The organism is Thalassotalea sp. 1_MG-2023, from assembly GCF_030546745.1.
GTDB lineage: Bacteria > Pseudomonadota > Gammaproteobacteria > Enterobacterales > Alteromonadaceae > Thalassotalea_C.
The window spans coordinates 41,682-68,517 of record NZ_JAUOPD010000013.1; the positions used below are offsets into that span (position 1 = coordinate 41,682).

At 40.7% G+C, this 26,836-nt stretch carries 24 protein-coding genes; 17 read left to right on the forward strand and 7 right to left on the reverse strand.

Annotation, left to right across the window (positions count from 1 at the left end; genetic code table 11):
- The first annotated feature begins 20 nt into the window (after window positions 1–20).
- From Q4489_RS11515 to Q4489_RS11560, 10 genes are all read left to right on the forward strand, one after another.
- Complete coding sequence (locus Q4489_RS11515; protein ID WP_303480485.1) at window positions 21–923, forward strand: ParB/RepB/Spo0J family partition protein; 903 nt, start codon at window positions 21–23, stop codon at window positions 921–923.
- Window positions 924–1,101: 178 nt separating this feature from the next.
- Window positions 1,102–1,494: an ATP synthase subunit I gene (locus Q4489_RS11520; protein ID WP_303480487.1), complete on the forward strand. Its 393-nt coding sequence runs from the start codon at window positions 1,102–1,104 to the stop codon at window positions 1,492–1,494.
- Window positions 1,495–1,524: 30 nt separating this feature from the next.
- Entirely contained in the window at window positions 1,525–2,340 is an 816-nt protein-coding gene (atpB, locus tag Q4489_RS11525; RefSeq protein WP_074496251.1) for a F0F1 ATP synthase subunit A, read from the forward strand.
- A 115-nt stretch (window positions 2,341–2,455) separates the two neighbouring features.
- Window positions 2,456–2,692 carry a F0F1 ATP synthase subunit C gene (atpE, locus tag Q4489_RS11530; protein ID WP_074496250.1) on the forward strand — a complete coding sequence of 79 codons (237 nt, stop codon included), beginning with the start codon at window positions 2,456–2,458 and terminating at the stop codon, window positions 2,690–2,692.
- Between the two features lie 51 nt (window positions 2,693–2,743).
- Complete coding sequence (gene atpF, locus Q4489_RS11535; RefSeq protein WP_074496249.1) at window positions 2,744–3,214, forward strand: F0F1 ATP synthase subunit B; 471 nt, start codon at window positions 2,744–2,746, stop codon at window positions 3,212–3,214.
- A 13-nt stretch (window positions 3,215–3,227) separates the two neighbouring features.
- A complete protein-coding gene (atpH, locus tag Q4489_RS11540; RefSeq protein WP_303480496.1) occupies window positions 3,228–3,761 on the forward strand; it encodes a F0F1 ATP synthase subunit delta in 534 nt (177 codons plus the stop codon).
- A gap of 13 nt (window positions 3,762–3,774) precedes the next feature.
- Window positions 3,775–5,316 (forward strand): F0F1 ATP synthase subunit alpha, encoded by a 1,542-nt coding sequence (atpA, locus tag Q4489_RS11545; protein WP_303480500.1) that lies wholly within the window; start codon window positions 3,775–3,777, stop codon window positions 5,314–5,316.
- A 28-nt stretch (window positions 5,317–5,344) separates the two neighbouring features.
- Window positions 5,345–6,205, forward strand: a complete 861-nt coding sequence (gene atpG / locus Q4489_RS11550) for a F0F1 ATP synthase subunit gamma (RefSeq protein WP_286270724.1) — start codon at window positions 5,345–5,347, stop codon at window positions 6,203–6,205.
- A gap of 29 nt (window positions 6,206–6,234) precedes the next feature.
- The gene (atpD, locus tag Q4489_RS11555; RefSeq protein WP_303480507.1) at window positions 6,235–7,620 is read left to right on the forward strand and encodes a F0F1 ATP synthase subunit beta; all 1,386 of its coding nucleotides are present in this window, start codon (window positions 6,235–6,237) and stop codon (window positions 7,618–7,620) included.
- Between the two features lie 47 nt (window positions 7,621–7,667).
- Window positions 7,668–8,087 (forward strand): F0F1 ATP synthase subunit epsilon, encoded by a 420-nt coding sequence (locus Q4489_RS11560; RefSeq protein WP_074496244.1) that lies wholly within the window; start codon window positions 7,668–7,670, stop codon window positions 8,085–8,087.
- A 110-nt stretch (window positions 8,088–8,197) separates the two neighbouring features.
- Here the strand turns inward: Q4489_RS11560 and Q4489_RS18300 are convergent, their stop codons facing one another.
- Entirely contained in the window at window positions 8,198–8,419 is a 222-nt protein-coding gene (locus tag Q4489_RS18300; RefSeq protein WP_368389603.1) for a DUF6289 family protein, read from the reverse strand.
- Window positions 8,420–8,681: 262 nt separating this feature from the next.
- Here Q4489_RS18300 and glmU point away from each other — a divergent pair, with 262 nt between their 5' ends.
- Entirely contained in the window at window positions 8,682–10,040 is a 1,359-nt protein-coding gene (gene glmU / locus Q4489_RS11565) for a bifunctional UDP-N-acetylglucosamine diphosphorylase/glucosamine-1-phosphate N-acetyltransferase GlmU (protein WP_303480509.1), read from the forward strand.
- Window positions 10,041–10,298: 258 nt separating this feature from the next.
- Here glmU and Q4489_RS11570 read toward each other — a convergent pair whose 3' ends face one another.
- Complete coding sequence (locus tag Q4489_RS11570) at window positions 10,299–11,933, reverse strand: methyl-accepting chemotaxis protein (RefSeq protein ID WP_303480510.1); 1,635 nt, start codon at window positions 11,931–11,933, stop codon at window positions 10,299–10,301.
- A 141-nt stretch (window positions 11,934–12,074) separates the two neighbouring features.
- Between Q4489_RS11570 and Q4489_RS11575 the strand changes: the two genes are divergently transcribed.
- Both Q4489_RS11575 and glmS read left to right on the forward strand, forming a co-directional pair.
- On the forward strand, window positions 12,075–12,833 hold the full coding sequence (locus Q4489_RS11575; protein ID WP_074496240.1) for a DeoR/GlpR family DNA-binding transcription regulator: 759 nt from the start codon (window positions 12,075–12,077) through the stop codon (window positions 12,831–12,833).
- Between the two features lie 18 nt (window positions 12,834–12,851).
- Window positions 12,852–14,684 (forward strand): glutamine--fructose-6-phosphate transaminase (isomerizing), encoded by a 1,833-nt coding sequence (glmS, locus tag Q4489_RS11580; protein WP_303480513.1) that lies wholly within the window; start codon window positions 12,852–12,854, stop codon window positions 14,682–14,684.
- A 138-nt stretch (window positions 14,685–14,822) separates the two neighbouring features.
- On the opposite strand, the gene Q4489_RS11585 is transcribed toward glmS, so the two are convergent.
- The 5 genes from Q4489_RS11585 to Q4489_RS11605 all read right to left on the reverse strand — a co-directional run bounded on the left by Q4489_RS11585 (window position 14,823) and on the right by Q4489_RS11605 (window position 22,172).
- On the reverse strand, window positions 14,823–17,936 hold the full coding sequence (locus Q4489_RS11585; RefSeq protein WP_303480516.1) for an HsdR family type I site-specific deoxyribonuclease: 3,114 nt from the start codon (window positions 17,934–17,936) through the stop codon (window positions 14,823–14,825).
- 8 nt (window positions 17,937–17,944) lie between these two features.
- Entirely contained in the window at window positions 17,945–19,138 is a 1,194-nt protein-coding gene (locus tag Q4489_RS11590; RefSeq protein WP_303480518.1) for an AAA family ATPase, read from the reverse strand.
- Window positions 19,138–20,268, reverse strand: coding sequence for a restriction endonuclease subunit S (locus Q4489_RS11595; RefSeq protein ID WP_303480520.1), 1,131 nt, complete (start codon window positions 20,266–20,268; stop codon window positions 19,138–19,140). Before Q4489_RS11595 ends, Q4489_RS11590 begins: the two co-directional genes overlap by 1 nt.
- Window positions 20,265–21,845 (reverse strand): type I restriction-modification system subunit M, encoded by a 1,581-nt coding sequence (locus Q4489_RS11600; RefSeq protein WP_303480522.1) that lies wholly within the window; start codon window positions 21,843–21,845, stop codon window positions 20,265–20,267. Before Q4489_RS11600 ends, Q4489_RS11595 begins: the two co-directional genes overlap by 4 nt.
- An 87-nt stretch (window positions 21,846–21,932) precedes the next feature.
- A complete protein-coding gene (locus Q4489_RS11605) occupies window positions 21,933–22,172 on the reverse strand; it encodes a transcription factor (protein ID WP_303480523.1) in 240 nt (79 codons plus the stop codon).
- A 355-nt stretch (window positions 22,173–22,527) separates the two neighbouring features.
- Between Q4489_RS11605 and Q4489_RS11610 the strand changes: the two genes are divergently transcribed.
- From Q4489_RS11610 to Q4489_RS11625, 4 genes are read left to right on the forward strand one after another with little or no spacing between them, the layout of a single operon-like run.
- Entirely contained in the window at window positions 22,528–23,358 is an 831-nt protein-coding gene (locus tag Q4489_RS11610) for a TnsA endonuclease N-terminal domain-containing protein (RefSeq protein WP_303480524.1), read from the forward strand.
- On the forward strand, window positions 23,355–25,541 hold the full coding sequence (locus tag Q4489_RS11615; protein WP_303480526.1) for a Mu transposase C-terminal domain-containing protein: 2,187 nt from the start codon (window positions 23,355–23,357) through the stop codon (window positions 25,539–25,541). The genes Q4489_RS11610 and Q4489_RS11615 overlap by 4 nt, the downstream gene beginning before the upstream one ends.
- A gap of 59 nt (window positions 25,542–25,600) precedes the next feature.
- Entirely contained in the window at window positions 25,601–26,560 is a 960-nt protein-coding gene (locus Q4489_RS11620) for a TnsD family Tn7-like transposition protein (protein ID WP_303480528.1), read from the forward strand.
- A gap of 13 nt (window positions 26,561–26,573) precedes the next feature.
- Window positions 26,574–26,804 (forward strand): hypothetical protein, encoded by a 231-nt coding sequence (locus tag Q4489_RS11625; RefSeq protein WP_303480531.1) that lies wholly within the window; start codon window positions 26,574–26,576, stop codon window positions 26,802–26,804.
- Window positions 26,805–26,836: the final 32 nt, after the last annotated feature.

The window sequence follows — 26,836 nt, forward strand, 5'->3', positions numbered from 1 at the left end:
ATTATTTTGCAAGGAAAACTATGAGCCCTTCAAAACGTAGAGGCCTTGGTAGAGGCTTAGATGCCCTATTAACCAATGCACCAAGAAAAGCAGCTGAATCAGATAACGTTGAAACACAACAACCCGAGTCAACTGCTATTACCGATAGCGAATTGCAAAAACTTCCAATAGAACAATTGCAACCTGGTAAATATCAACCACGAAAAGATATGTCACCAGATGCGTTAGATGAATTAAGCCATTCAATTAAATCTCAAGGGATCATTCAGCCCATCGTTGTTCGTGTTATAGATAATGATAAATACGAAATTATTGCAGGTGAGCGTCGATGGCGTGCCGCGCAATTAGCCAATATTGATGTTGTACCCTGTCTAATTAAGAACGTCGCTGATGAAGCTGCGGTTGCAATGGCGCTGATTGAAAATATTCAGCGGGAAGATTTAAATGCAATGGAAGAAGCAGTTGCGTTAGAGCGTTTGTTGACGGAATTTGAATTAACCCATCAAGAGGTTGCTGATGCTGTTGGTAAATCACGCACAGCGGTTACTAATCTATTACGCTTAAATAATTTAAATGATGATGTTAAAACATTATTAGAGCATGGCGATATTGAAATGGGTCATGCGCGTGCATTACTTGCGCTGCAAGGGGATGTGCAAACAACAACAGCTAGAGCGGTAGTTGCTAAAGAATTAAATGTGCGTGAGACTGAAGCATTAATAAAGAAAGCGCAACAGCCTGAGCAACCTAAAGAAGATAAAGTGAAAGACCCAGATACTTTGTCTCTTGAGCAAAACTTATCAGAGAAGCTTGGTTCACATGTGAACATTTCTCATAATAAAAAAGGTAAAGGTAAATTAGTCATATCGTATAGTAACTTAGATGAGTTAGATGGCATTGTCGCGCGCTTTGGTTCATTTTAAAAAATTGTTAATATAAATTTATTATTAATATAAGATATTCGCACATATAGGGGGCAAGCACTGCCCTCTTTTGTTGCATTAACGCTGTAATTCAGTATACTTGCGTCGACTTTTATCAAGTATAAAAACTTGCTGAAAAAAAGTACAAGTTTTACGAAAATCTTCGTTGAGGAGCCTTGTGATAAACAGGCAAAACAATGCATTAATTAAAGTAGGTAGAAAGTTAGCGTTAATGCAACTATTGATCATGGCTTTTGTGCTGATCACTTGTACGATAATAAGCTTTATTTTTGCGGGAGTATCATATGCTGAATCAGCTATTGCTGGTGGCATAATAGCAATACTTCCTAATAGTGTGTTTGCATATAAAGCATTTAAATATGCAGGAGCACAAGCGTCCAAAGAGGTAATGCAATCCTTTTATAGTGGCGTGAAGTTAAAACTGGGGTTGTCAGCATTATTATTTGCATTGGCATTTAAGTTTTTGAATATTTTACCAGCCCCTTTTTTCGCAACATATTGTTTAGTAGTGGTGATACCACTATTAACACCGATTTTTTATAGAAATTAGAATTTAAACTTTAATCATTAGGACAAAAATATGGCTTCAAGTGCTGAAATTACCAGCCAAGAATATATTAGCCACCATTTAACTAATGCAAAGATGTGTATGGCAGACGGCGGCGTCGCGTTTAATAAAGCGTGTACTGATGCTGGTTTCTGGACATTACATGTTGATACATTAGGATGGTCAATATTCTTAGGTATGGTGTTTTTATATATCTTCCGTTCCGTGGCAAAAAAAGCAGAAACAGGTGTTCCTGGTAAGCTTCAATGTGCTATTGAAATGATCGTTGAGTTTGTTGACGATAGCGTTAAAAGCTCATTTCATGGCAAAAACCCGGTTATCGCTCCTTTAGCATTGACGATTTTTGTTTGGGTTTTCTTAATGAATGCGATGGACTGGGTACCTGTGGATCTTATTCCAACCTTAGCCGGCCTAGTGGGTATTCACTATATTAAATCTGTACCTACTACAGACATTAATATGACCTTAGCGTTAGCATTAGGTGTTTTTTGGTTAATCATTTATTACTCAATCAAAGTGAAAGGTATTGGCGGCTTTATCAAAGAGCTGAGCGTACAACCTTTTGGTCATTGGACATTATATCCTGTGAACTTTGTACTTGAAGTAGTAACTTTATTAGCTCGTCCGCTATCACTTGCCTTACGTTTATTTGGTAACTTATATGCTGGTGAGCTTATTTTCATCTTGATCGCAACAATGGGTGTTTGGCAAATATTTGGCCCGCACTTCTTATGGGCTGCGTTTCACTTGTTAGTTATTCCACTACAAGCATTTATTTTTATGACGTTAACGATAGTTTACTTGAGTTTAGCGCACGAAGATCACTAACCTTTCGGGATTAGGTTAGAACGGCTATTAGCCGGCCCGAAGGGCAAAGGGTAAGGAAACCCGAAAAAATTTAATTTTTTAACTTTTAATTTTACTTTAATAATCGGAGATAAAAATGGAAAACTTAGGTTTACTATATGTAGCAGCTGCGTTACTTATCGGCTTAGGTGCATTAGGTACAGCGATCGGTTTCGGTCTTTTAGGTGGTAAGTTCTTAGAATCTGCTGCTCGTCAACCAGAATTAGCGCCACAACTTCAAGTTAAAATGTTCATCGTAGCTGGTCTAATCGATGCGATCGCAATCATCGGTGTTGCAATGGGTCTATACATCCTATTCGTGAAAATTGGCTAATTAATTTTTTTTAGACTTTTTTAACTGCGAATTTAAATAGGAGGTACACAAATGAACGTAAATATCACTTTTGTCAGTGAAATGATCGCATTTGTCGTATTCGTTATTTTCTGTATGAAGTTTGTATGGCCGCCAATTATTGCTGCTATTGAAACTCGTCAGAAAACCATTGCTGATGGTCTAGCTGCATCTGATCGTGCTGCTAAAGATCTTGCCTTAGCGCAAGAAAAAGCAACAGCACAATTAAAAGAAGCTAAAGCGCAAGCTGCTGATATTATCGAAGCAGCTAAAAAGCGTGAAGCACAATTAATTGAAGATGCTGCTGAAAAAGCGCAAGCAGAAAAAGAGAAAATCTTAGCTGCTGGCCATACAGAAATTGAGTCTGAACGCAATCGTGCTAAAGAAGAGTTACGTAAACAAGTAGCTATTCTTGCGGTAGCCGGTGCCGAGAAAATTCTCGAGCGTTCAATTGATGCCGCTGCACACAGCGACATCTTAGATAAACTAGTAGCAGAACTTTAAGAGGGTATAGGGCATGTCTGAATTGACAACAATCGCTCGTCCCTATGCTAAAGCAGCGTTCGAATATGCTGTGGCAGCTGGTGCGGTAGATGCTTGGCAAGAAATGCTAGTATTTGCGTCAGAAGTTTCAACTAATGAAACAATGACCAGCTATTTATCAGGCGGAGCATCTGTTGAACAAGCACAAGACTTGTTCATTAAAGTATGTGACGAACAACTGAATCCACAAGGTCAAAACTTAATTAAAGTAATGGCTGAAAACGAACGTTTGTTGGTACTACCACAAGTTTCTGAACAGTTCGGTTTGTTAAAAGCTGAATATGAAAAAGAAATTACTGTGGATGTTTCGTCTGCTGTTGAATTAACAGCTGACCAACAATCAAGTATTAGTGCCGCGCTTGAAAAGCGCTTGGCTCGAAAAGTAAAGCTCAATTGTATTGTAGATGAAAGCGTAGTGTCAGGCTTAGTTATTAAAGCTGGTGACATGGTAATTGATGGTTCTGTTAGAGGTAAATTGAACCGCTTAGCTACAACAATGCAATCTTAACGGGGAACAGAGCATGCAACTGAATTCCACTGAAATCGCTGAACTGATCAAAAAACGTATTGAACAGTTTGACGTTGTCAGCGAAGCTCGTAACGAAGGTACTATCGTTTCAGTAACCGACGGTATCATTCGTATTCACGGCCTTGCAGACGCAATGCAAGGTGAGATGATCGAACTTCCTGGTAACCGCTTCGCTATCGCGTTAAACCTTGACCGTGATTCGGTAGGTGCGGTAGTTATGGGTCCATATGCAGACCTAGCAGAAGGCGTAAAAGTAAAAGGTACTGGCCGTATTTTGGAAGTACCAGTAGGTCGTGGTCTTTTAGGCCGCGTAGTAAACACATTAGGTGAGCCTATTGATGGAAAAGGTCCGATTGAAAATGACGGCTTTTCTCCAGTTGAAGTAGTAGCGCCAGGTGTTATCGAACGTAAATCAGTTGACCAACCTGTACAAACAGGTATCAAGTCAATTGACTCGATGATTCCAATCGGTCGTGGTCAACGTGAGCTTATCATCGGTGACCGTCAAATCGGTAAATCAGCGATTGCACTAGATGCGATTATTAACCAAAAGAACACAGGTATTAAATCTATCTATGTTGCGATTGGTCAAAAAGCTTCTACAGTAGCAAACGTTGTACGTAGTTTAGAAGAGCACGGCGCATTAGATAACACGATTGTTGTTGTTGCTTCAGCGTCAGAAGCTGCTGCACTACAATACCTTGCACCATATTCTGGTTGTGCAATGGGTGAATACTTCCGTGACCGTGGTGAAGATGCACTAATTGTTTATGATGATTTATCTAAACAAGCGGTAGCTTATCGTCAAATATCGTTATTACTTCGTCGTCCACCAGGACGTGAAGCTTACCCTGGTGATGTATTCTATTTGCATTCACGTTTATTAGAACGTGCTGCTCGTGTAAATGAAGAATATGTTGAACGTTTCACTAATGGTGAAGTTAAAGGCCAAACCGGTTCTTTAACAGCATTACCAATTATTGAAACACAAGCAGGTGATGTTTCTGCATTCGTACCAACGAACGTTATTTCAATTACTGATGGTCAGATCTTCCTTGAGACAGATTTATTTAACTCAGGTATTCGTCCTGCTGTTAATGCTGGTCTTTCAGTATCTCGTGTTGGTGGTGCAGCGCAAACGAAAATCATCAAGAAACTTGGTGGCGGTATTCGTTTAGCACTTGCTCAATATCGTGAGCTTGCAGCTTTCGCTCAGTTTGCTTCTGACTTAGATGACGCTACGCGTGAACAGTTAGAACACGGTCAACGTGTAACTGAGTTAATGAAACAAAAGCAATATAGCCCATTATCAGTTGCTGAAACGGCGGTTTCGCTTTTCGCTGCTGAAAAAGGCTATTTAAACGACGTAGACCTAGCAAAAATCGGTGATTTCGAAGCTGCATTACACAGCTACGTAGCCAGCGAGCATGCTGAGTTGATGGCTAAAATCAACGAAAGCGGTAACTACGATAAAGACATCGAAGCAGGTTTAGCAAAAGCACTTGATACGTTCAAGTCTACGCAAACTTGGTAATTAGTTAACCTTTTCGGAGAGAATAGTCATGTCCGGCGCTAAAGAGATAAAATCGAAGATTGGAAGCGTACAAAATACGCAGAAAATCACCAGCGCAATGGAAATGGTAGCAGCCAGTAAAATGCGCCGCGCGCAAGATGCTATGGCTGCATCTCGTCCATACGCTGAAAATATGCGAAATGTGATCGGTCACATCGCGCTTGGAAACCTTGAGTATCGCCATCCCTATTTGGAAGAGCGAGAAGTCAAGCGTGTAGGCTATATCGTTGTCTCTACAGACCGTGGATTATGTGGTGGCTTAAATGTTAATTTATTTAAGTCTGTGTTATCTGATGCTGGCAAATGGCAAGCTGATGGCGCTGAAGTTGAATTTTGTGTAGTAGGTTCGAAAGCTACTGCTTTTTTCAACAATATGGGCGCAAACGTAACCGCACAGGTTTCAGGTTTAGGTGATACACCCTCTGTTACTGACCTTATTGGTTCAGTACGAGTGATGCTTGATGCCTATGACAACGGAAAAATAGACAAGCTTTATGTGGTTTACAACAAATTTGTAAATACCATGACGCAACAGCCGACTATCGATCAACTTTTACCTTTGCCTAAGTCAGACGATGACGCAATTCAACATCGTTGGGACTACTTATATGAACCAGATGCTCAAGCAATACTTGATCAATTATTGGTTCGTTATACAGAGTCTCAGGTGTACCAAGGCGTGGTTGAAAACCTCGCATGTGAGCAAGCCGCTCGTATGATTGCGATGAAAGCCGCTACAGATAATGCTGGTGACTTAATCGATAACTTACAATTGGTATACAACAAAGCGCGTCAAGCAAGTATTACTCAAGAATTGAGTGAAATTTGTGCTGGTGCTGCAGCGGTGTAGGCAAAGATTAAATTTAAAGAGGAATAAACATGAGTACAGGTAAAGTCGTCCAAATCATTGGCGCAGTTGTGGATGTTGAATTTCCACAAGATGCTGTACCTCAGGTATATGACGCATTAAACATAACCGAAGGTGACCTTGGCGGTTTAGTACTTGAAGTTCAACAGCAGCTTGGTGGCGGTGTTGTACGTACTATCGCAATGGGTACCTCAGACGGTTTGCGTCGTGGTCTGAATGTAGTAAATACAGGTAATGCAATCCAGGTTCCAGTTGGTGTTGAGACGTTAGGTCGCATCATGAACGTATTAGGTGAGCCGATTGATGAAGCAGGTCCTATTGGTGAAAAAGATCGTTGGTCTATTCACCGTGAAGCACCAGCTTACGCAGAACAAGCCATGTCTAACGAATTGTTAGAAACAGGTATCAAAGTAATCGACTTAGTATGTCCATTTGCTAAAGGTGGTAAAGTTGGTTTATTCGGTGGTGCTGGTGTTGGTAAAACCGTTAACATGATGGAACTTATCCGTAACATCGCTATCGAGCACAGTGGTTACTCAGTATTCGCTGGTGTTGGTGAGCGTACGCGTGAAGGTAATGATTTTTATCATGAAATGAACGACTCTAATGTACTTGATAAAGTATCATTAGTTTACGGTCAGATGAACGAGCCACCGGGTAACCGTTTACGTGTTGCGATGACTGGTTTGACAATGGCGGAGAAATTCCGTGACGAAGGTCGTGATGTATTGTTCTTCGTTGATAACATTTACCGTTACACACTAGCTGGTACTGAGGTATCTGCACTTCTAGGTCGTATGCCATCAGCGGTAGGTTATCAGCCTACGTTAGCTGAAGAAATGGGTATCCTTCAAGAGCGTATTACGTCAACGAATAAAGGTTCAATTACGTCTATTCAAGCGGTATATGTACCTGCGGATGACTTAACTGACCCTTCTCCAGCAACAACCTTTGCTCACTTAGATGCAACAGTTGTACTTTCACGTTCTATTGCTGAATTAGGTATTTATCCTGCAATTGACCCACTTGACTCAACTTCTCGTCAGCTTGACCCATTAGTGGTTGGTGCTGAGCATTATGAAGTAGCTCGTGGTGTTCAATCAGTACTTCAGCGTTACAAAGAACTTAAAGATATCATCGCTATCTTAGGTATGGATGAATTGTCTGAAGAAGATAAGCAAACGGTTGATCGTGCACGTAAGATCCAACGCTTCTTATCACAGCCGTTCTTCGTTGCAGAGGTATTTACAGGTTCTCCAGGTAAGTATGTATCACTTAAAGACACTATTGCTGGCTTTAAAGGTATTCTTGCTGGTGAATATGATGCATTGCCTGAGCAAGCTTTCTACATGGTTGGTTCTATCGAAGAAGCAGCTGAAAAAGCTAAAAGCATGTAATGAAAGCTGGTGGCTATGATTATATAGTCACCTTTTAGGAGGTCAAAATGTCTTTAACAACTGTTAATCTGAATGTAGTAAGTGCGGAAGAAAAATTGTTTTCTGGTCGTATTGAATCATTACAGATCACAGGTAGTGAAGGTGAGTTAGGTATTATGCCTGGTCACGCACCTTTACTGACCTCACTAAAACCTGGTATGGCTCGAATCGTTAAATACGGTGGAGAAGAAGAAGTACTTTACCTTTCAGGTGGTATGCTTGAAGTTCAGCCTAATAATGTTACTGTGCTTGCTGATGTTGCTGCACGTGTAGATGATCTGGATGAACAAGCAGCGTTAGAAGCAAAACAACGTGCTGAAGCGCACATGAATGCGCAAAGTGATGATGTTGATTATGCCGAAGTTGCTTGTGAATTAGCGCGTGCCGTTGCTCAATTACGAGTAATTCAAGCGTCTAAGAAGAAATAACTCCGGTTATAAATTACTACGTTTTAGTGAATTAAAAAGCGACCTATTGGTCGCTTTTTTTATAGTTAAAAAGCAGGCTCCTTAAATTTTTATAAAGAATTATAGCCTAGCTAGCAGGGGTGACTTAACATTGTTTTCCTGAATGAAGTCTTTTGTCCTGATTGAGATAAGTGACCGTTACAATACAATGTACCGTGACCAACCGCTTGTGTGTAGGTTGCATCCGAGAAGTATATATATTCTTCTGAATGACTGGGTAAAGCATAGGCTGCAAATGCGATAATTGCTGTTAGTGATGTTACCGTGGCTGTGTTGATTAAATATTTCTTCATCTTTATTCCTTTAAATATATTGTTTTAGGAAGGAGAGCTACCAATTAATTAAAACAACATTAGTGACTCCTTTCACAAAAAATAGATTATAAATTGAACGGTTATTTGTCAACGTTTAGAAAATGAAAGTTAAAAAGATAAACTTAGTACTTTTACTTCACAATCTTTCGATAATATCGCACTATGAAAGAATCACAGTCCTGTTTTCTTACGCTAGAAGCAAATAGGTATCAAAAATCAAATAACAACTAATGGATTAACTATGTCACTCTCTGTTGTCATTTTAGCTGCGGGTAAAGGTACTCGCATGAAATCATCTTTACCAAAAGTTCTTCACCCAATTGCTGATAAAGCCATGGTTGAACATGTCATTGATGCTGCCCGTTGTGTTAATGCAGATAATATCTATATGGTTTACGGTTTTGGCGGTGAAGTATTAAAAGCCCGTATTACAGGTGAAGATTTAACGTTTGTAGAACAAGCTGAACAATTAGGTACTGGTCATGCGGTGAATATGGCTTCACCTTTTTTAAAAGATGATGAGAATGTTCTTGTACTGTATGGTGATGTACCATTAACAAAAGTTACAACGCTAGAAAAATTAATCGAAGTAAAGCCTGAAAATGGTATGTCGTTATTAACGGTTAACCTTCAAAATCCAACTGGCTATGGACGTATTGTAAGAAGTTCTGGTGATGTAGTGGGTATTGTTGAGCAGAAAGATGCGACAGCCGACCAGCTTACTATTAATGAGTGTAACACGGGTATCTTGTTAGCAAATGGCGGTGATTTAAAACGATGGTTAGCAAATTTGTCAAACGACAATGCGCAAGGCGAGTATTATTTAACCGATATTATTGCTGCTTGTCATAATGAAGGTAAAGCTATTGCGACTGCTCACCCTGAAACTGAAATTGAAGTAGAGGGGGCTAACAACAGAGTTCAATTAGCAGCGTTAGAGCGCGCATTTCAGCTAAGAGAAGCTGAAACGTTAATGTTAAATGGCGCGAGTTTACGAGATCCTAATCGTATCGACATTCGAGGAAAGCTACTTATTGGTCAGGAAGTTATAATTGATGTTAACTGTGTGTTCGAAGGAGAAGTGGTTTTAGCGGATGGGGTAAAAATTGGTGCGAACTGTATTTTGAAAGACTGTACCATTGGTGAATTTACTGAAGTTAAACCAAATACCATTGTTGAAGGTGCGGTTATTGGTGACCAATGCTCTGTAGGACCTTTTGCACGTATACGACCTGGCTCTGTGATGAATAGAGATTCGCACATCGGCAATTTTGTGGAAATGAAAAAGTCAATTTTGGGTGAAGGCAGTAAATCTGGTCATTTAACCTATTTGGGCGATGCGAATATCGGTAAAAATGTAAATATTGGCGCAGGTACTATTACTTGTAACTATGATGGAATTAATAAATCACAAACCATTATTGATGATAATGCCTTTATTGGTTCAAACACGTCTTTAGTTGCTCCTGTGTTTGTTGGCGCAAAAGCCACTGTAGGCGCAGGATCTGTGGTGGCGAAAGATGTTGAAAAAGATCAGTTAGCTGTTGCCCGTGGTAAACAACGAAACATTGATGGTTGGCAGCGTCCAGCGAAAAAATAAATAATTAATCTTCTGTCATACTAGAGCGTGTTGATCTTTGCTGTTTAAGTTTTGTTCGAACCCAAAGGGCAGCGTTTTTTATTATTTATACGTTGTGATTGCTTTTTCGTGTGCAATTAATACATATTAATCGCAATGCCTGTCTAAATACCAATAAACTGTTATAAAAATAAACGCGAAAGATCAACTGCCCCTAATGAATAAGTGAGTTAGGAAAACTTAGCTTTTACCTTACTCACGTGTTATTAGTGATCAAAACTAATCAAGCTTAAAACTAGAAACAGAACCATTTAGTTCATGAGCTAAACTAAGAATATTCATTGCGTCATTACCATTATTCCTAGCCATCTGGTGATTAGCTGTAGTTTGGTCTGCTAATAGGGTTATATTCTTACTGACATCTTCTGCTACTTGGCTTTGTTCTTCTGTTGCCGTTGCGGTTTGAGATGATGCATCGATGACATGATTTGATGCAATTGAAATTTTTTCAAATGCTTCTAATGTTTTATCTGATAACGCTACCCCTGTTTGTGTGGCTGAATTTCCTTTATTGATGGCTGTTACAGCTTCTTCCACACCATGTTGGAGTGTTTCTATCATCACATGAATATCTTCTGTAGACTGTTGTGTACGCGCAGCAAGCGTTCTTACTTCGTCTGCAACCACAGCAAACCCTCGACCTTGTTCACCAGCTCTAGCTGCTTCAATAGCAGCATTTAACGCTAATAAGTTTGTTTGCTCTGCAATGCCTCTGATCACATCAAGCACTGACGCAATGTTGGAAGAGTTATCTGAAAGTTTACGGATAACATCTGTGGCTTGGCTTACGGTTGTAGACAAAGTATGCATTTCGTTGGCAGCTTCGGTGGTAATTTGTCTTCCTTCATTGGTTAACTGATTAACTTTATTCACTTCTTGCGCTGTCATTTGTGCATTTTCTGCTACCTCTTTGATAGCGTAAGACATTTCGTTTACTGCAGTGGCGATAGCATCAACGGCATCTGTTTGTTTAAGACTGGTATTTTCAATTTCATGAGCGCCATTGTTAAGTTGCTCCACACCATTGATCACAGAACTGGATTGCACAACAATAGACTTAATTAACGTTGTTAAGCTGTTAAACAGCTCGTCTATATCATTAGCAACCTCTCCTATCTCATCTTTACGACTGCTATTTAATCTTTTCGTTAAATCACCATTACCGCTATTTAATTCTTTCAACTTTATCGACAAGCTTTCTAAGGCATCTGCCATAGCTTTCGGTGCTAATACGCCAACTGTAGCGGTGAGGATCACTACAATAACACTAATAATAATTAACACTGTTTGCCCTTGTTCGGCAGCAGCAATTGTTTCCTCATTAACGGTAGCACTTTTTTCGTCTGCAACTTCGCCGGCAATGTTATAAAAATCACGTAATTGATCAAATAATGCTAATGACTGCCCTTCACTTAAGGCAATAGCTTGTGATACTTGATTTTGTTCAATAAGCGAGAAAACTTTTAACGATGTATTTTTCCATTGCTGGTATGCATCTGTGAAGCCATTAAGCTTATTTGCAACATCAGGGTATAAGGTTAAATGCTGTTTAAATTCTTGCATTCTGTCATATGCTTGTTTTGCATTTTCATTGAAACTGGCAAGATCCTCAGCGACCATTTCATTATTATTAACATGAGACAAAGCTTGAAGTTCAGCAACCCTCGCTTGATATAAATCACGATCAGCATTTAATACAGCAGAAATGGCAGGGTTAAATTTTTGCCCGAAAAGCTCCATACCATTGAGTGTTTTATTGACGAGGTTCACATTGAGTAATACAAGCACTACAAAAGTAAGCGCTATAAAACAAAAAACTGAAGTGTATCTCACACGAATACTATTGAAGTTCATATAAGCTGTTCTCTTGTAAAGAAAAGTGAATGCTTTAAATATAGCTAATAATTAAATTATTGCGTGAAGAATGTCTTGAATAAATCTAGATAATTCCTATAATAACTTTCGGTTTGAAATTTAAGGTTGTCAATCGAAACTATGACAAAGCGAAATACTAAGCAACGTCGCCATATTATTATCACCGAGTTAAATGAACATGGTGAAGTGAGCGTTGAACAACTAGCGAAAAAGTTTGAAACGTCAGAAGTAACAATTCGAAAAGATCTTGCCGCCTTAGAAAACAGTGGTTTATTGTTACGTCGTTACGGCGGCGCGGTACCATTACCTACAGAACTTATTGAACCAAAAAGTGAAAAGGTTTCAAAGCGTAAACAAAGTATTGCTGAATGTGCAGCGACACTGATAAGAGATCATAACCGCATTATTCTAGACAGCGGAAGCACAACGTCTGCATTGGTGAAAGCACTAGGTAAAAAAGAAGGCCTAGTGGTAATGACTAATTCTTTATCCATTGCATCTGACATACATGCGCTTGAAAACGAACCTACTATGCTCATGACAGGTGGTACTTGGGACCCTCATTCAGAGTCATTTCAGGGAAAGGTCGCTGAAAGCGTTTTAAGGTCTTATGATTTTGACCAGTTATTCATTGGTGCAGATGGTATTGATATCACCCGTGGTACCACCACTTTTAATGAACTTTTAGGGTTAAGCCAAGTAATGGCAGAAGTATCTCGAGAAGTGATTGTCATGGTTGAATCAGAAAAATTTAATCGAAAAATTCCAAATTTAGAAATTCCATGGGATCAAATTCAATATTTGGTGACCGATGAAGATTTGTCTGCGGAATTAAATAAAAAGTTAATTGAACAAGGCGTTAATGTCATTATCGCTTAACATAAAAAGGATAATATTATGTGTGGTATCGTCGGTGCTGTAGCACAACGTGATGTTGCAGACATTCTAGTAGAAGGCTTAAAGCGACTAGAATATCGTGGTTATGATTCAGCAGGTGTAGCTATTATCAATAACGATAAGCAATTACGCCGCTTACGTCGACTAGGAAAAGTACAAGAATTATCGGATGCATTAGCCTCAGAGCCGTTATTTGGCGGTACTGGTATTGCTCATACGCGCTGGGCTACTCATGGCGTACCAAGCGAAATAAATGCTCACCCTCATATTTCAAGTGAAAATATTGCCGTAGTACATAATGGAATAATTGAAAATCATAAAGAACTACGAGAAAAACTTGAATCATTAGGCTACACCTTTACTTCAGAAACAGATACAGAAGTGATAGCCCACCTTGTACATCATGAATTAAAAACTGCTGACACGTTATTAAAAGCTGTGCAAATTACCGTCACGCAACTAGATGGTGCATACGGTACCGTTGTAATGGATAGCACTGACAGTGATCGCATTATAGTTGCCCGCTCTGGCAGTCCGCTTGTGATTGGTTATGGCTTAGGTGAGAACTTTATTGCTTCTGACATGTTGGCTCTGCTACCAGTTACACGAAAATTTGCCTTTTTAGAAGAAGGTGATGTGGCAGAAGTGACACGCCATTCTGTAAATATTTTTGACGTGGATGGTAATACAGTTGAACGTGAAGCAAAAGAACGTGAAATTGCACAAGACAGTGGTGACAAAGGTGAATATCGTCATTACATGCTCAAAGAAACGTATGAACAGCCTACAGCCATTCGTAATACATTAGAAGGCCGATTAATTGGTAATGCTATCGACATTAATGCGTTTGGTGAAGGTGCTGATGACATATTTAAACAAATTGAACATGTACAAATTATTGCCTGTGGTACTAGTTATCATTCAGCAATGGTTGCGCGTTATTGGTTAGAAAGTTTAGCTGGCGTTTCATGTAATGTTGAAATTGCTAGCGAGTTCCGTTATCGAAAATCACATGTACCGAAAAATGCACTATTAGTGACTATCTCTCAGTCAGGTGAAACAGCTGATACACTTGCTGCGCTTCGCTTAGCAAAAGAGCTAGGGTACTGTGCAAGCATGACTATTTGTAACGTACCTGGTTCATCGCTAGTACGTGAATCCGACTTAGCCTTTATGACTAAAGCGGGAGCTGAAATAGGTGTCGCCTCTACTAAAGCATTTACCACACAACTGGTTGGCCTTTTAATGATGACACTTGCGATTGGCCAGCATCATGGTATGCCAGAAAAAACTCAAGCAGAAATAGCGACGTCATTGATGAGTTTACCCAACAAGCTTGATGAAGTGCTAGCACTTGCAAACTCGATAGAAGATTTGGCAGAAGACTTTGCTGACAAAAACCATGCACTGTTTTTAGGACGTGGTGATCAATACCCTATCGCAATGGAAGGTGCGCTTAAGTTAAAAGAGATTTCATATATCCACGCAGAAGCATACGCAGCTGGCGAATTGAAACACGGGCCATTGGCACTTATTGACGCTGAAATGCCAGTGATCGTCGTGGCTCCTCGAAATGATTTAATTGAAAAACTTAAATCAAACGTTGAAGAAGTACGAGCGCGTGGCGGCTTAATGTACGTTTTTGCTGACATTGATGCCAAATTTGAAAGTGATGACACCATGACGGTGATTAACGTACCACACTGCGACGATATCATTGCTCCTATCGTTTATACTTTACCGCTGCAATTACTCTCTTATTACGTCGCTATTATTAAAGGTACTGATGTTGACCAACCAAGAAACCTTGCAAAATCAGTGACGGTGGAATAAACGTACTTTAAAGAAACTGTGCTTGTAGATTCTGAATAAAGTTGGAAACGTCTAAATAAAGATGGAAACAACTTAACAAAGTTGGAAATTGAAAGGGCTCAATGAGCCCTTTTGCTTTGAATTGTCGTGTAAATAATATTAAATCTCACCCCCAACGCCTTTAAACTTATCAACGAAAGCAGCAATTTTCTGGAAAACGAGTTGCTTAAGAGTTCGATATTTTGGATTTAAAGGACTCAATTTTGGTAAAGCATCAGTGAGTGCTGTACCATTTTCTGACGCAAATTCTCGTTTTAGAGAAAAAGAAATATATCGCTTCGCAGCTTCTTCATTTAAAGACTCTGATTCAATAATCTCTTTTGCTTCTTTAACCTGCTCCGCCTGCGCAAATTTGAAGAAAGCGTCGATAATGCTGGCTTTGTCATTGATCTCATCTAGGTTTGTCTGGTTAATAAAATCAACCACTAAGCTCTCTTTCGCTCTATTGCCAAGGCTACCGCGGATCATACGACGAACTTCTTCAATCAAGCCTTCTTTGCTCTTGTTCTTCTTATTGTGATCAAAAATCAGTTCAAGAATGTAATCGAGGTTTATTTCTTGGGATTTAAGCAAATCAATTTCAAAGACCACATCGTCCCAGTCTACCGTTGACTTATCTTTGTCCTGACCTTCTTTATCGCGTCGCAACCAGTCGCGGGTATCGTTGTAGGTAGAGCGATAATCTTGAATAGCTCGCTCGCTTGGCATATCGATGGTTTGCATTGCCTCGATGTCAGCATCGTCCAGATAGTACTTTGACTTGAACTCTTCAACAGCTTGTTCATCACTGGTATCTAGGCTTTGCAGTGCTTTCAAGCCAGCAAATTCATCGTAGTTTTGTAAAATATTTTCTGCTTTGAGGTATTCACCAAATAGCTTGGCAAATTCCTTTTTATCTTGTTCTTTTTCAATATTTTCTGGGTTTGGAAAGCGTTCTTGCAGCTCTTTTACGATATCAACAAAACCTCGACGCGCTTGGCCAGTAGCAATATCGTTAAAGCCTTCCATGTATTCTTTGTAGCTCTTCTCCAACACCACATTTTTGGTGTTTTTGTCACCAAACAAAGTAATGGCATCAATGGTTGCCTGCTCTAAGTCCCGGAAGGTAACAATATTGCCAAAGGTCTTAGTCGCATCATAAATGCGGTTAGTGCGAGAAAATGCCTGCATCAAGCCGTGATAGCGCAAATTCTTATCAACAAACAAGGTATTGAGCGTAGGCGCATCAAAGCCCGTTAAAAACATACCGACCACTATGAGCAAATCTATTTCTTGATTCTTCACGCGCTGGGCAAGGTCACGGTAATAATTCTGAAAGCCATTACTGTCCACGCCATAGTTAGATTTAAACATGGCGTTGTAATCGTTAATCGCGGCGCTCAAAAATTCTTTTGCGCTGCTGTTCATGACACTGACTTCAAAACTCTCATCTAAAATATCACCAATGGCGTCCTGCTCTTCATTGGCAGCAAATGAGAAGATAGTCGCAATGCGCAGAGGCTTACTTGTGGGGCCATTGTCGGCCTCGGCCTGCAATGTTTTGAAGGTTTCATAGTACGCTTTCGCTGCATCAACACTACTTACCGCAAACATGGCGTTAAACCCTTTGGCGCCAGAATAGGCTCGATGCGTTTTCTGGTTAAAATGGTTCAGAATATACTGCGAGATTTCACGAATGCGCATTGGATGTAAAAACGCTTTCTTGTTCTCCGCCGCACTAAGCTTCTTATCATCCTGCTCAGTCTCAATGCTCTTAAATTGCGGACGAACATCGTTATAGTCCACTTTGAACTTGAGTACTTTTTCATCACAAATGGCATCAGTGATCACATAAGTGTGCAACTGCTGGCCAAACACGCTGCCCGTGGTTTCAGCACCCAAGGCGTTTTCAGGGAAAATTGGCGTACCGGTAAAGCCAAACTGGTAGTACTTTTTGAATTTCTTCTTCAGGTTTTTCTGCGCTTCACCGAACTGGCTTCGATGACACTCATCAAAAATAAAGACAACTTGCTTGTTATAGATAGCTAAATCGCTTTCACTTTTGATTAAGTTATTGAGCTTTTGGATTGTGGTGACGACAATCTTGTTATCGTCTTTATCCAGGTTACTCTTAAGCCCTGCGGTACTGTCTGAACCGTTCACACTATCAGGCGAAAACCGCTGATACTCTTTCATGGTCTGATAGTCGAGGTCTTTTCTGTCCACCACAAAAAAAACTTTATCAATACAGTCTAAATCGGTGGCCAAACGTGCCGCTTTAAAGCTGGTGAGTGTTTTGCCTGAACCAGTAGTGTGCCAAATGTACCCGCCGCTCTCGGTGTTGCTCCAATTCTTAGCGTTAAACGCGCTCTTAATCTTCCATAAAATACGCTCTGTAGCGGCAATCTGGTAGGGGCGCATTACAAGTAAGGTATTGCTGACGTCAAACACCGAGTAACGCAAGATCACTTCAAGCAAGGTCTCTTTCTGGAAAAAAGTGGCGGTAAAGTCTTTTAAATCCTTGATCAGCGTATTGTCAGATTTTGCCCAGTTCATCGTAAAATCGAAGCTGTTTTTGTCGCGCTTGGTGGTATTGGCAAAATAGCGCGTGTCGGTGCCATTAGAGATCACAAATAGCTGCAAGAACTTGTACAAGGAGTTCTCTGCATTAAAGCTTTCTTTACTGTAGCGATGTATTTGGTTAAACGCCTCACGGATCGCCACACCACGCTTTTTCAGTTCGATTTGCACCAAAGGCAAACCATTGACCAAAATCGTCACATCATAACGGTTGGCATAGCTGCCCGTTTGTTCAAACTGCTTAATGACCTGAACCTTATTACGAGCAATAGTCTTCTTGTCGAACAGGTAGATGTTTTCGATATGACCATCATCGAAGACAAAATCGAAGATATAGTCACTGTGCACCTTGCGAGTTTTGTCGAGAATATTGTCGCTGGCTGTGTTCAGGTATTGCTCGCAAAAGCGAGCCCACTCGGCATCGGTAAACTCGACCTTATTAAGGGCTTGTAGCTGATTGCGCACATTCACCATCATGGCATCGGGTGTCGTCAGATCAGGTAAATACTCATAGCCCTGGTTGCTTAGGTCTTGAATCAGTTCACGCTCTAAATCACCTTCGCTCTGGTAGCCCTCAGCAATTTGGTCTTGGCGTGTGTATTTATCTAAAACAATGTAATTTTTAGACTCTGCGATTGCTTTGTATTCTGCCATATCTATTCCTAAGCCTGTATCCCTTGTTGAGTGCGAATGCCTTTATAAATATTGTCTATCTCTTTCACTAGAAACTTAAAGACGCGCTTATGATCTTCTTCGACTTCGGCCACTTCATGGCCTGCGTGTTTTGCATGGTTATATAAATTAATCACCCGTGCATAGGGGTTTACTTGCCCCTTGGCCCTATTACCTTTGACACCGGGCAACAGCTCACCCCACTCTTCGTACCCCAAAAACGTTGAGGTTTTTTCGAGTACATTTCGCAAAAAATTAAAGTGGTATTTGTGGATATCGCCTGAGTCTGCCGCTTTCATTAATTCATTCTTTAAATGCAGGTGATACGAGAAGGGCGAGTCATTTTCTTGCTCAATCAGGTCATGTTTGCCATCATCGAGCTTGCGCAAAACGAACTTGGGTGCTCGATTAAACTCGTTATGCAATACATTGTAAAAAAGCGGATTATGCGTGGTGATGATGAACTTAAGACCAGAAATAGCGAAATCACTCGACTTAATTAAACGAGCTAAATCAACAGCCAACTCTATTAGATGGTTGTCATCTAACGAGCTCACTGGGTCATCAATAAACACATATTGTAATTGGTTAAACTGGTCAGTTTCGCGGCTAGCATCTTCAGGTACATTTAAGATGCTAATCACTTGTTCAAGCAATGAATAAAAAATACTCCAAATAAAGTTACTTTCTTCACCCTTAGATATTTTCAAATTTCCCGAGCTTTCAGAGCCCGTTTCATAAGAGAATGTCACTTCAGGGTAAGTTTTTTCACCTGTTTTCTTGCCTGCAATAATGACATCTTTCTCATGGAATAACGGCATTAATTTATCGTTAGTGTAGCGCTGGAAGTTTTTTATAATGTCGGTATCGCCTCGCTCACGTAGAATCCAGTCAGTGAATGTGTTTGGCTGTATTCTTAATTTTGGATCTATATCCTTTTCTAAATCGTTATCCCAGTAAAACAAGTCTTCCGTAAACGCGTTGTAATACAAAATCTTGTGGCGCGACAGTAGCGCTTGCTCTGCACCATCAAGATCATCAAATCCATCGTCTTTTGGCGCGATAATCTCTTTAAATTCACGCGACAAACGTGTTTTACCTGTACCATTAAAGGCATAGATTAACTGCACCTTTTTATCGGACGCGTGCAACAACTCTGCTATTTCCGTTAGCGTTTTACTCATTAAGCTGCCTCATCTGAATGAGATTTCGGGAAGCTCAACAACAGGTCACGATAATACTCGTATTGTTTTTGGCGAAGCTCGATTTCGCGAGGAAGGCCTTCGGTGATGGAACTTGTTAACGTGTCGAATTTATCCAAAAGACTGATAATACGAGCTTGCTCCTCAAGTGCAGGTAAAGGAATCTTAATCTCATTCAAAATTGCCTGAGTAAGACTTGGTCTACCTGACCCGGTATCTAATTGCATCATGTCAATAGTTGTCATGAAATAAAAAAAGAATTTTGGAATGATTTTATTGAGGTCTAATTCTGTATAGTAAATCGTATCAACATTCCAGAATGGCTCATCTACATAAAAAATATTAGTTATCGAGCCTTTTCTTGGTATTAATACAGTCGGTTTGTCGTAAGCAAAAGTATCCACATACCGCATGATTCCGCCAGAGCCATAAACGGGGATATTGCCCGCTCCCAACTTCTTCCAGTCTTTGCCATTTTTGATATTGGCAACTGTACTTAATTTTACCCACTCAACGTCACCGTCTTCAAAACTTAGCAACTGGTCGCGGTAGTAGTTGTATTGTTTTTTACGCATGTTAAGCTCGGCGGTCAGCTCGGCGGTCATGGCGGTAAATGCGTCCAGAATGCGCACTATTTCAGCTTGTATTGCCAGCGATTTTTCTGGGTTATCTGGACATGGGATGGGGAGCGGTATATCAACCAGCTTTCCTTTGGTCAGCTTGGCACGACCACCACCAGATAAAAACGGAACAAAGTTAACAATACAAAGGTAGTGATATAGGTAGCGTGTATTGAGAACTTCTTTACCTCTCACAACATGAACATGGTTGTTTGCCCAGAACCTACCCGTTGCGTATTGAATAGAGTAGTTCTCAAGACTTGCTGAACCATCTTCAGCAATAAGCACGAACTCACCATCATGAGTGTAGCCGTCAACATAATCTTGAATGTTGTTTGCGCCATAATACGGCGTTTCTCCTGCTACACGCAGCGCTGCTTTTACGGGCTTTCGACCACTATTGGCTATTTCAACCGCGTGTTCATTCCCTAGCGTCGTCCATTCAACCTCAACCCCATCCAGCAGTTTCTCTAAATAGTTCAACTGACTCATGCGTCAACCTCCCCACCTTCAATTTCCGCCACAATGGCGTCAATATCACTGCGAAGTGCATCAATTTTAGCAACGGTGGTTTTAAGTTCGGCATTAAGCTCTGTAATGTCCACTAGCTCGCGGTTGTCTTTCGCTTCCACATAACTGCTCACCGATAGGTTGTAGCTGTTGCCTGCGATAACATCCAAATCAACCGATTTGGCAAAATGCTCCACATTCTCTTTGCTGGCAAACACTTTCATAATTTGCTGAATATGACCCGGATTTTTTTCGTCGTCGTTGTCCGTTAAAACGTTGTTATTGGTTTCTTTTTTAAACAAACCGCTGGCATCAATAAACTGGGTGGTAGTGTCAGTTTTGTGTTTAGACAGCACCAAAATATTTACCGCAATGGTGGTGCCAAAGAACAGATTAGGAGCTAATGAAATCACGGTTTCAACGTAGTTGTTATCTACTAGGTACTGGCGAATTTTTTGCTCAGCCCCGCCACGGTAAAAAATACCGGGGAAGCAAACAATGGCTGCACGTCCTTTGCCTGATAGGTAACTGAGGGCATGCAGCACAAAAGCAAAGTCGGCTTTTGATTTGGGCGCAAGTACACCTGCGGGCGCAAAGCGGTCGTCGTTGATTAGGGTTGGGTCGTCGCTACCAATCCATTTCACTGAATAAGGCGGGTTAGAGACAATAGCATCAAAGGGTTTGTCATCTAAAAAGTGCGGTTCGGTTAATGTATCACCCAACTGAATATTAAACTTGTCGTAGTTAATATTGTGCAAAAACATATTCATACGCGCCAAGTTATAGGTGGTGTGGTTAAGTTCTTGACCAAAAAAACCATCTTCAATGATATGCGCATCAAAGTGCTTTTTAGCTTGTAACAGCAACGAGCCGGAGCCCGCCGCAGGGTCATAGATTTTATTGACACTGGTTTGGCCGTGCATGGCCAGCTGCGCGATGAGTTTTGAAACGTGCTGAGGGGTGAAAAATTCACCACCGGATTTACCCGCATTCGCGGCATAGTTTGAAATCAGGAACTCGTAGGCATCACCGAATAAATCAATTTGGTTGTCTTCAAAATTACCGAAGGTTAAACCTGCCACGCCTTTTAACACAGCTGCCAAGCGTTTGTTTTTTGCCTCTACCGTATTACCCAGACGATTACTGGTGGTATCAAAATCCGCAAACAAGCCTTTGATGTCTTTTTCTGAATCATAGCCATTGGCTGAGTTTTCGATTGCAGCAAAAATTGCTGCCAAATCCGTATTTAAATTTTCGTTTTTGTGTGCATTAGCCGCCACATTGCTAAACAACTGGCTAGGGTAAAGAAAATAGCCTTTGGTTTTAATGGCATCTTCTTTGGCAAACTTGATGTTTTCGTCATCGTCAGACATGGCAGCATAATTAACGCTCTCATCTCCGCCTGTGATGTAGTTGACAAAGTTTTCACTGATAAAACGGTAGAACAGCGTACCCAGTACATATTGCTTAAAATCCCAACCATCCACTGAGCCTCGCACATCGTTGGCAATCGCCCATATTTGGCGTTGAAGTTCGGCACGTTGTTGTAAACTTGTCATTTATAATTCCTATTAAACTGATACTAATACGTGTCACTCGACACGTATGAAAAATTCTAACTTGGGGGGACAATTTGCGCGTTTAAGCTAAATTCTGTTGGTATCCAACCCCGCAGCTTTAAGCCTGGTGGTTAAGTTACGCATTTTGCTGAACTCAGTTCCTAAACTTTGTTTAAGCCCAACACCTTCACAGAACTCTTTTGAGGTGATGTGCTTTAATTCATCCGCGTATTTGATCATTTGCAGGTGCAACTCAGCCGTATACTGATTGCGTGGTGCATCAGCGAGTGCCAATTTTATTTGCTCAAAAATTATTTGTTCAGACATGATCAGGACTTCATTTTTATCATTTAGCTAAATTAGCTAATTTAGCAACAATATGCAAAGACTATCATCAGAGGATCTAACTAGCGGTTATTTTATGATCGCGAATAGCTGAGTTTTTAGCACCTCAACAACATAAATGTTGTTATTTCATCATGATTTGAAAATTTTTTAACCTTCTAACATACTGAGTTTTTAATAAAAACAATGATTATGTTTTGTAATTCAAACAGTTAACGACTTTTTATAGGTCCATTTAGATCCTTATTTTGCTATAATTTGATCACGTAAAAACTGCTAATGATTCAAGGATTGAATCTGGTTTTACAGTTTCCGTTTCAATTTGGAGGTAAAGCGGATGGCGAACTATGTTCAAAATACAAGGAAGTACCAAAAGTGGGATAAAGAAGGTCGTGGGCAAGGCCGTAATGAAGATTACAAGCCATGGCTGCATGTGCGTGAAGTACCATCGCACGGCTTATCTGTTCGTATGCCCAGCTTAAAGGCAGGGCGTATTCTACAACTATTTTCACTCAATGAGTTTTTCCCGGCGCTCTTAGCTGAACATCACCCTTACGTAACTGATATGCGTGAGCAATATCCATTAGATCCAGAGCAAACACGGGCTATTGCCAATCAAAAAAACTTTCCACATCCGCTGTCGCAAGATGGTGATATGGTGATGACCAGTGATTTACTCGTTGACTTTGCTGGTTGGCATGTCCCTCGTATCGTTACTCAAGCAAAGCCATTCGAGAAGGCCGAGCAACATGAACCCACTAGGCGAAAGCTAATAATCGAGAAAGCGTATTGGGATTCAAAAAACGTCCCGTTTTATATTTTCCATGATCAAATGTTTCCTAGGGATGTGAGAAAGAACTTAAATTGGATGTTGACTCCACTCTGGCGGACAACTCCTCATGAAAGACTTCTAGAGCGTGCAAAATACTACGCAGAAGCGTTTAAGCGTTACCCAAATGATTTCATTGGGCATACAGCGTCTCGTCTGAACAGACTTTTAGCAGAAAATGATCCTCGCTATAGTGCTCCAGCTACATGCTTCACAGAAATTCGAGAACTCATCGCGAAGCAGTATCTTCGGTTTGATTTGCGAAAGAAGATTGCTTACTTACGTGGCCATGACATTTTTCCGGATCATCGCATTCTTGAGCTTAAGGAGGCGGTATGATTTTACGTAAAAATGCAGTGTATGAAGTCGAAGGCGCTCGCCAGCGGGTCGTATCCGTTCTTTCTGCTCGTCTGGTGTTATTTAATATTGATGACCCTGAAAAGTCGTTGCCTAACTTGTATTGTAAGGACACCTTCATTGATTTGTTAAACGAAGAGATTATCACCCAAGTAGATGATCCATTTGCACATCTCGCATTAAACCCTGTAGAACCAGGAAGTAAGGCCGAAATAAAACGGGATGCGCGATTTCAGGTTATTCGTGCACTTGTTATGCATGACCGTTTTTATGACCCTGATATAAGAGGTAAATTAGTTGCTGAAGCTAAAAATGAGTTTGGGCGAGGTGAAAAGTTTATCTACAAGTGGTTTCGACGTTATTTTGAGCGAGGCTGTGTTAAGAATGCCTTGTTAGGCGACTATGAAGCTTGCGGTGTTGCAGAGCGAAGATACAAAGACAAGACTGGCCGTCCAGGCAAAGGAATTCGACATTCTGAAGCAATCATTCAAGATGAGGTGGAGGAAATCGTTAGGTCTGTTATCAAGGCTCATTATTTAGATAATTCGAAGACAATTCCTCAGGTATACAAGCATATACGGACCATACTGTTTGACCCTCCTCATTGTTTTCCTGGTAGTCGCATTCCCAGTAGGGCACAGATTCGTAATTTCATTAAAAAGCATTATTCTGATACGAATTCACAGCTCGGCCGACTTTCTAAAAAAGTCCAGAATAATGACGCGCAGCCAATCACATCAACAGCCATAGCAAATGTGAATGGGCCAGGCTCTCGATACGAATTTGACGCGACCATCGTTGATATTTATTTGACATCTGAATATGACCCTTCCCGAGTTTTGGGTCGTCCTACACTTTACTTGGTTGTATGCACATATTCTCGCATGATTGCTGGCTACTATATTGGCTTAGAAGACCCGAGTTATCATGCTGCTATGCAGGCGCTGATATCGGCGATGAGTGATAGCAAAATTAAGCGAGCCCATGATTTAGGTTTAGATTGGGTAACAGCTGACATTTGGCCAACGATTGGGCTCTGTGAGGCAATTGCTGCCGACCGGGGTGAGTTGATGGCGGATCAAATGGAATACTTACAAGTGCAGCGTGGAATATCACTTGAAACTCCAGGCCCTTACAAAGCGGTTTTTCGATCTATTGGAGAAAGATACTTTGGGGTTGCACAGGGAGGCTTTAAAGGCCAACTCGATGGGGTTGTAGTTGGTAGCAACGTTAAAAAGCGGGGTGACCTTGATTACATTGATAATGCCAATATGAGTTTGGCTGCCTTTGAACGTATTTTAATCGCCCTTATTGTTCATCATAATCAGTTTGGAGATTTAAAGCGTACAGATTTACCCGCAACATATCCTGATGAGGTTCCACTAAAACCGTTGAACATTTGGCAATGGGGCCAAGAAAACTGTACTGGATATATGCAGCAAATTGATGAAGTTGAGCTGAAGGTGGCTTTGTTACCTAAAAAAGAAGCTACTCTATCCAATTATGGTTTGAATATTTATGGCCTTTTTTATCGTTGCGAAGCGTTTGAAGAATTAGGTTGGTTCCACCGTAAGGGGATCGGGACCAGCAAGCGCCCCAATAAGCTCACTGTTGCTTACGACCCGCGCTGTATGGATCGAATCTATATCGTAATTTCTGAGCATAACGACAAGCCCTTAGTCGCTGAATTATCAGAGAAGTCCGAATCGTGGAGAGGGCAGTCGTTGCATGAGATAAAACTTCGTAAGTCTGTTCGCGCTATAACAGATGAAGATACTAAGGACGCAGAAGATCAATCGCTTAGCAATCTTCAACGTCTGTTTGATGAAACGAATAAAACGCAACGAGATGCCAAGAAAAACTCAACCCCTATCGGTATGTCAAAAGCCGAGCGTAAACGCGGAATTGAAAACAATCGAGCTGAGGCATTGCGTGCTGAACGGGCAAACAATCCATTAATAACGTCACTAGACGAACAAGGAGGTACTTACATCGAACCACACACACTTTCAGAGTCAACGGATGACTTTGAAGACCCTGATATTTTAGAACAACTTCAGCAAAGGAGCAAATTGATGAGCATGGAGAAGCATACTGGCTTCGTATTCATCAAATACCGAGCATTCATATCTGTATTAAACATCAAAGCTCGTTATCGAACGTAAATAAGCGAGTTCAAAAGATACACAGGCATGCGTTTCAAACGTTAAGAACTCAAGAAGAATTGAGTATTAGCGAGGCGACTTCTGTTCATGTTGAAGTGCAAGCTCTTATAGAGAAGCATGTTTCAGTACTTCTTAACTTAGCACCGGCGACGAGTCCATCATTTAATCAATGGTCCAATTTTTATCAAAGTGTTTTACATGAAAAAGGCTATGGCAAAGGACAATACGTTTGCTTTGATAAAGTTATGGAACAGGTGGTATCAAGGTGGCCTATAAACTGGCTTAAAAAAGAGTGTCTCTGGCCGTTCAACAAGCAATCGAGCTGGCTTCATTCCATTATTCGTAAACATAGAAAATCATTTTCATTTCTTGAGCACATTGTACTGCTTGATGCCATTTATGAGGGGGCTTGGTCGATGGACTCAATTTTGAAGCAAGTGCCTTCAACTGAGGAGATTCCAAACAGTACACATATCTACATGAGTCCTTTGGATGATTCAGCCGTTCATATTAACAAATCTAAATGGTTAAACCTGGTCAAACGCTATGGTACTAAATTGGCCAGAATAAAAGGTGGCGGCGCTATTTACACTTGGTTGTACCGTTACCACAATAAATGGTTACTTAAGACTAATAGCCATTATCAACGGCCAATTCAGTATGAAAATAACCGGGTCGACTGGCGGGCAAGGGATTGGCGTATCGTTCGTGCAATGTATCGGATTCTGTATGATTCAGAGGCTGACTTAGATTGTCCTAGACGTTCAGCATTGTGGTTTATTCACCAACTAGAACACTCGGCCACAGTCGAGAAAAAGTTAGCCAAATTACCATTAACTGCCGCATTCCTGGAGCGATATGCCGAAGACACGACGGATTACCAAATTCGTCGGCTAACTCGAACTCTATCGAAATATAGCCCACAAACACCTCCAATTTGGAGACTTTTTCGCGAGTCAGGTTTAAGTGATGAGCGTATTACTGCTCAAGCAAGAGAGTTTATTGAATGTGTTTTGTAATGAGGTGTTTAACGTGGATGTATACGAAGTTGAATTAAGATTCAGTGTTGGCGAACCGGCACTATCAATGGATGAAATTGACGACAAGCTATATGAAAGCGGATTCGGTGACGCCTTGGTTGGTCATGGTGGTAAAGGTCGAGTGAGCATTGCATTAAGCCGTCAGGCTGCTAGCGAACAAGAATTAATCGATAATACGCGAGTATTAATAGCGAAAATCTTTCCCCAAGCAACTTGGTTGTAGGGAGTACATGCATAAACGAAAATTTTATAGGG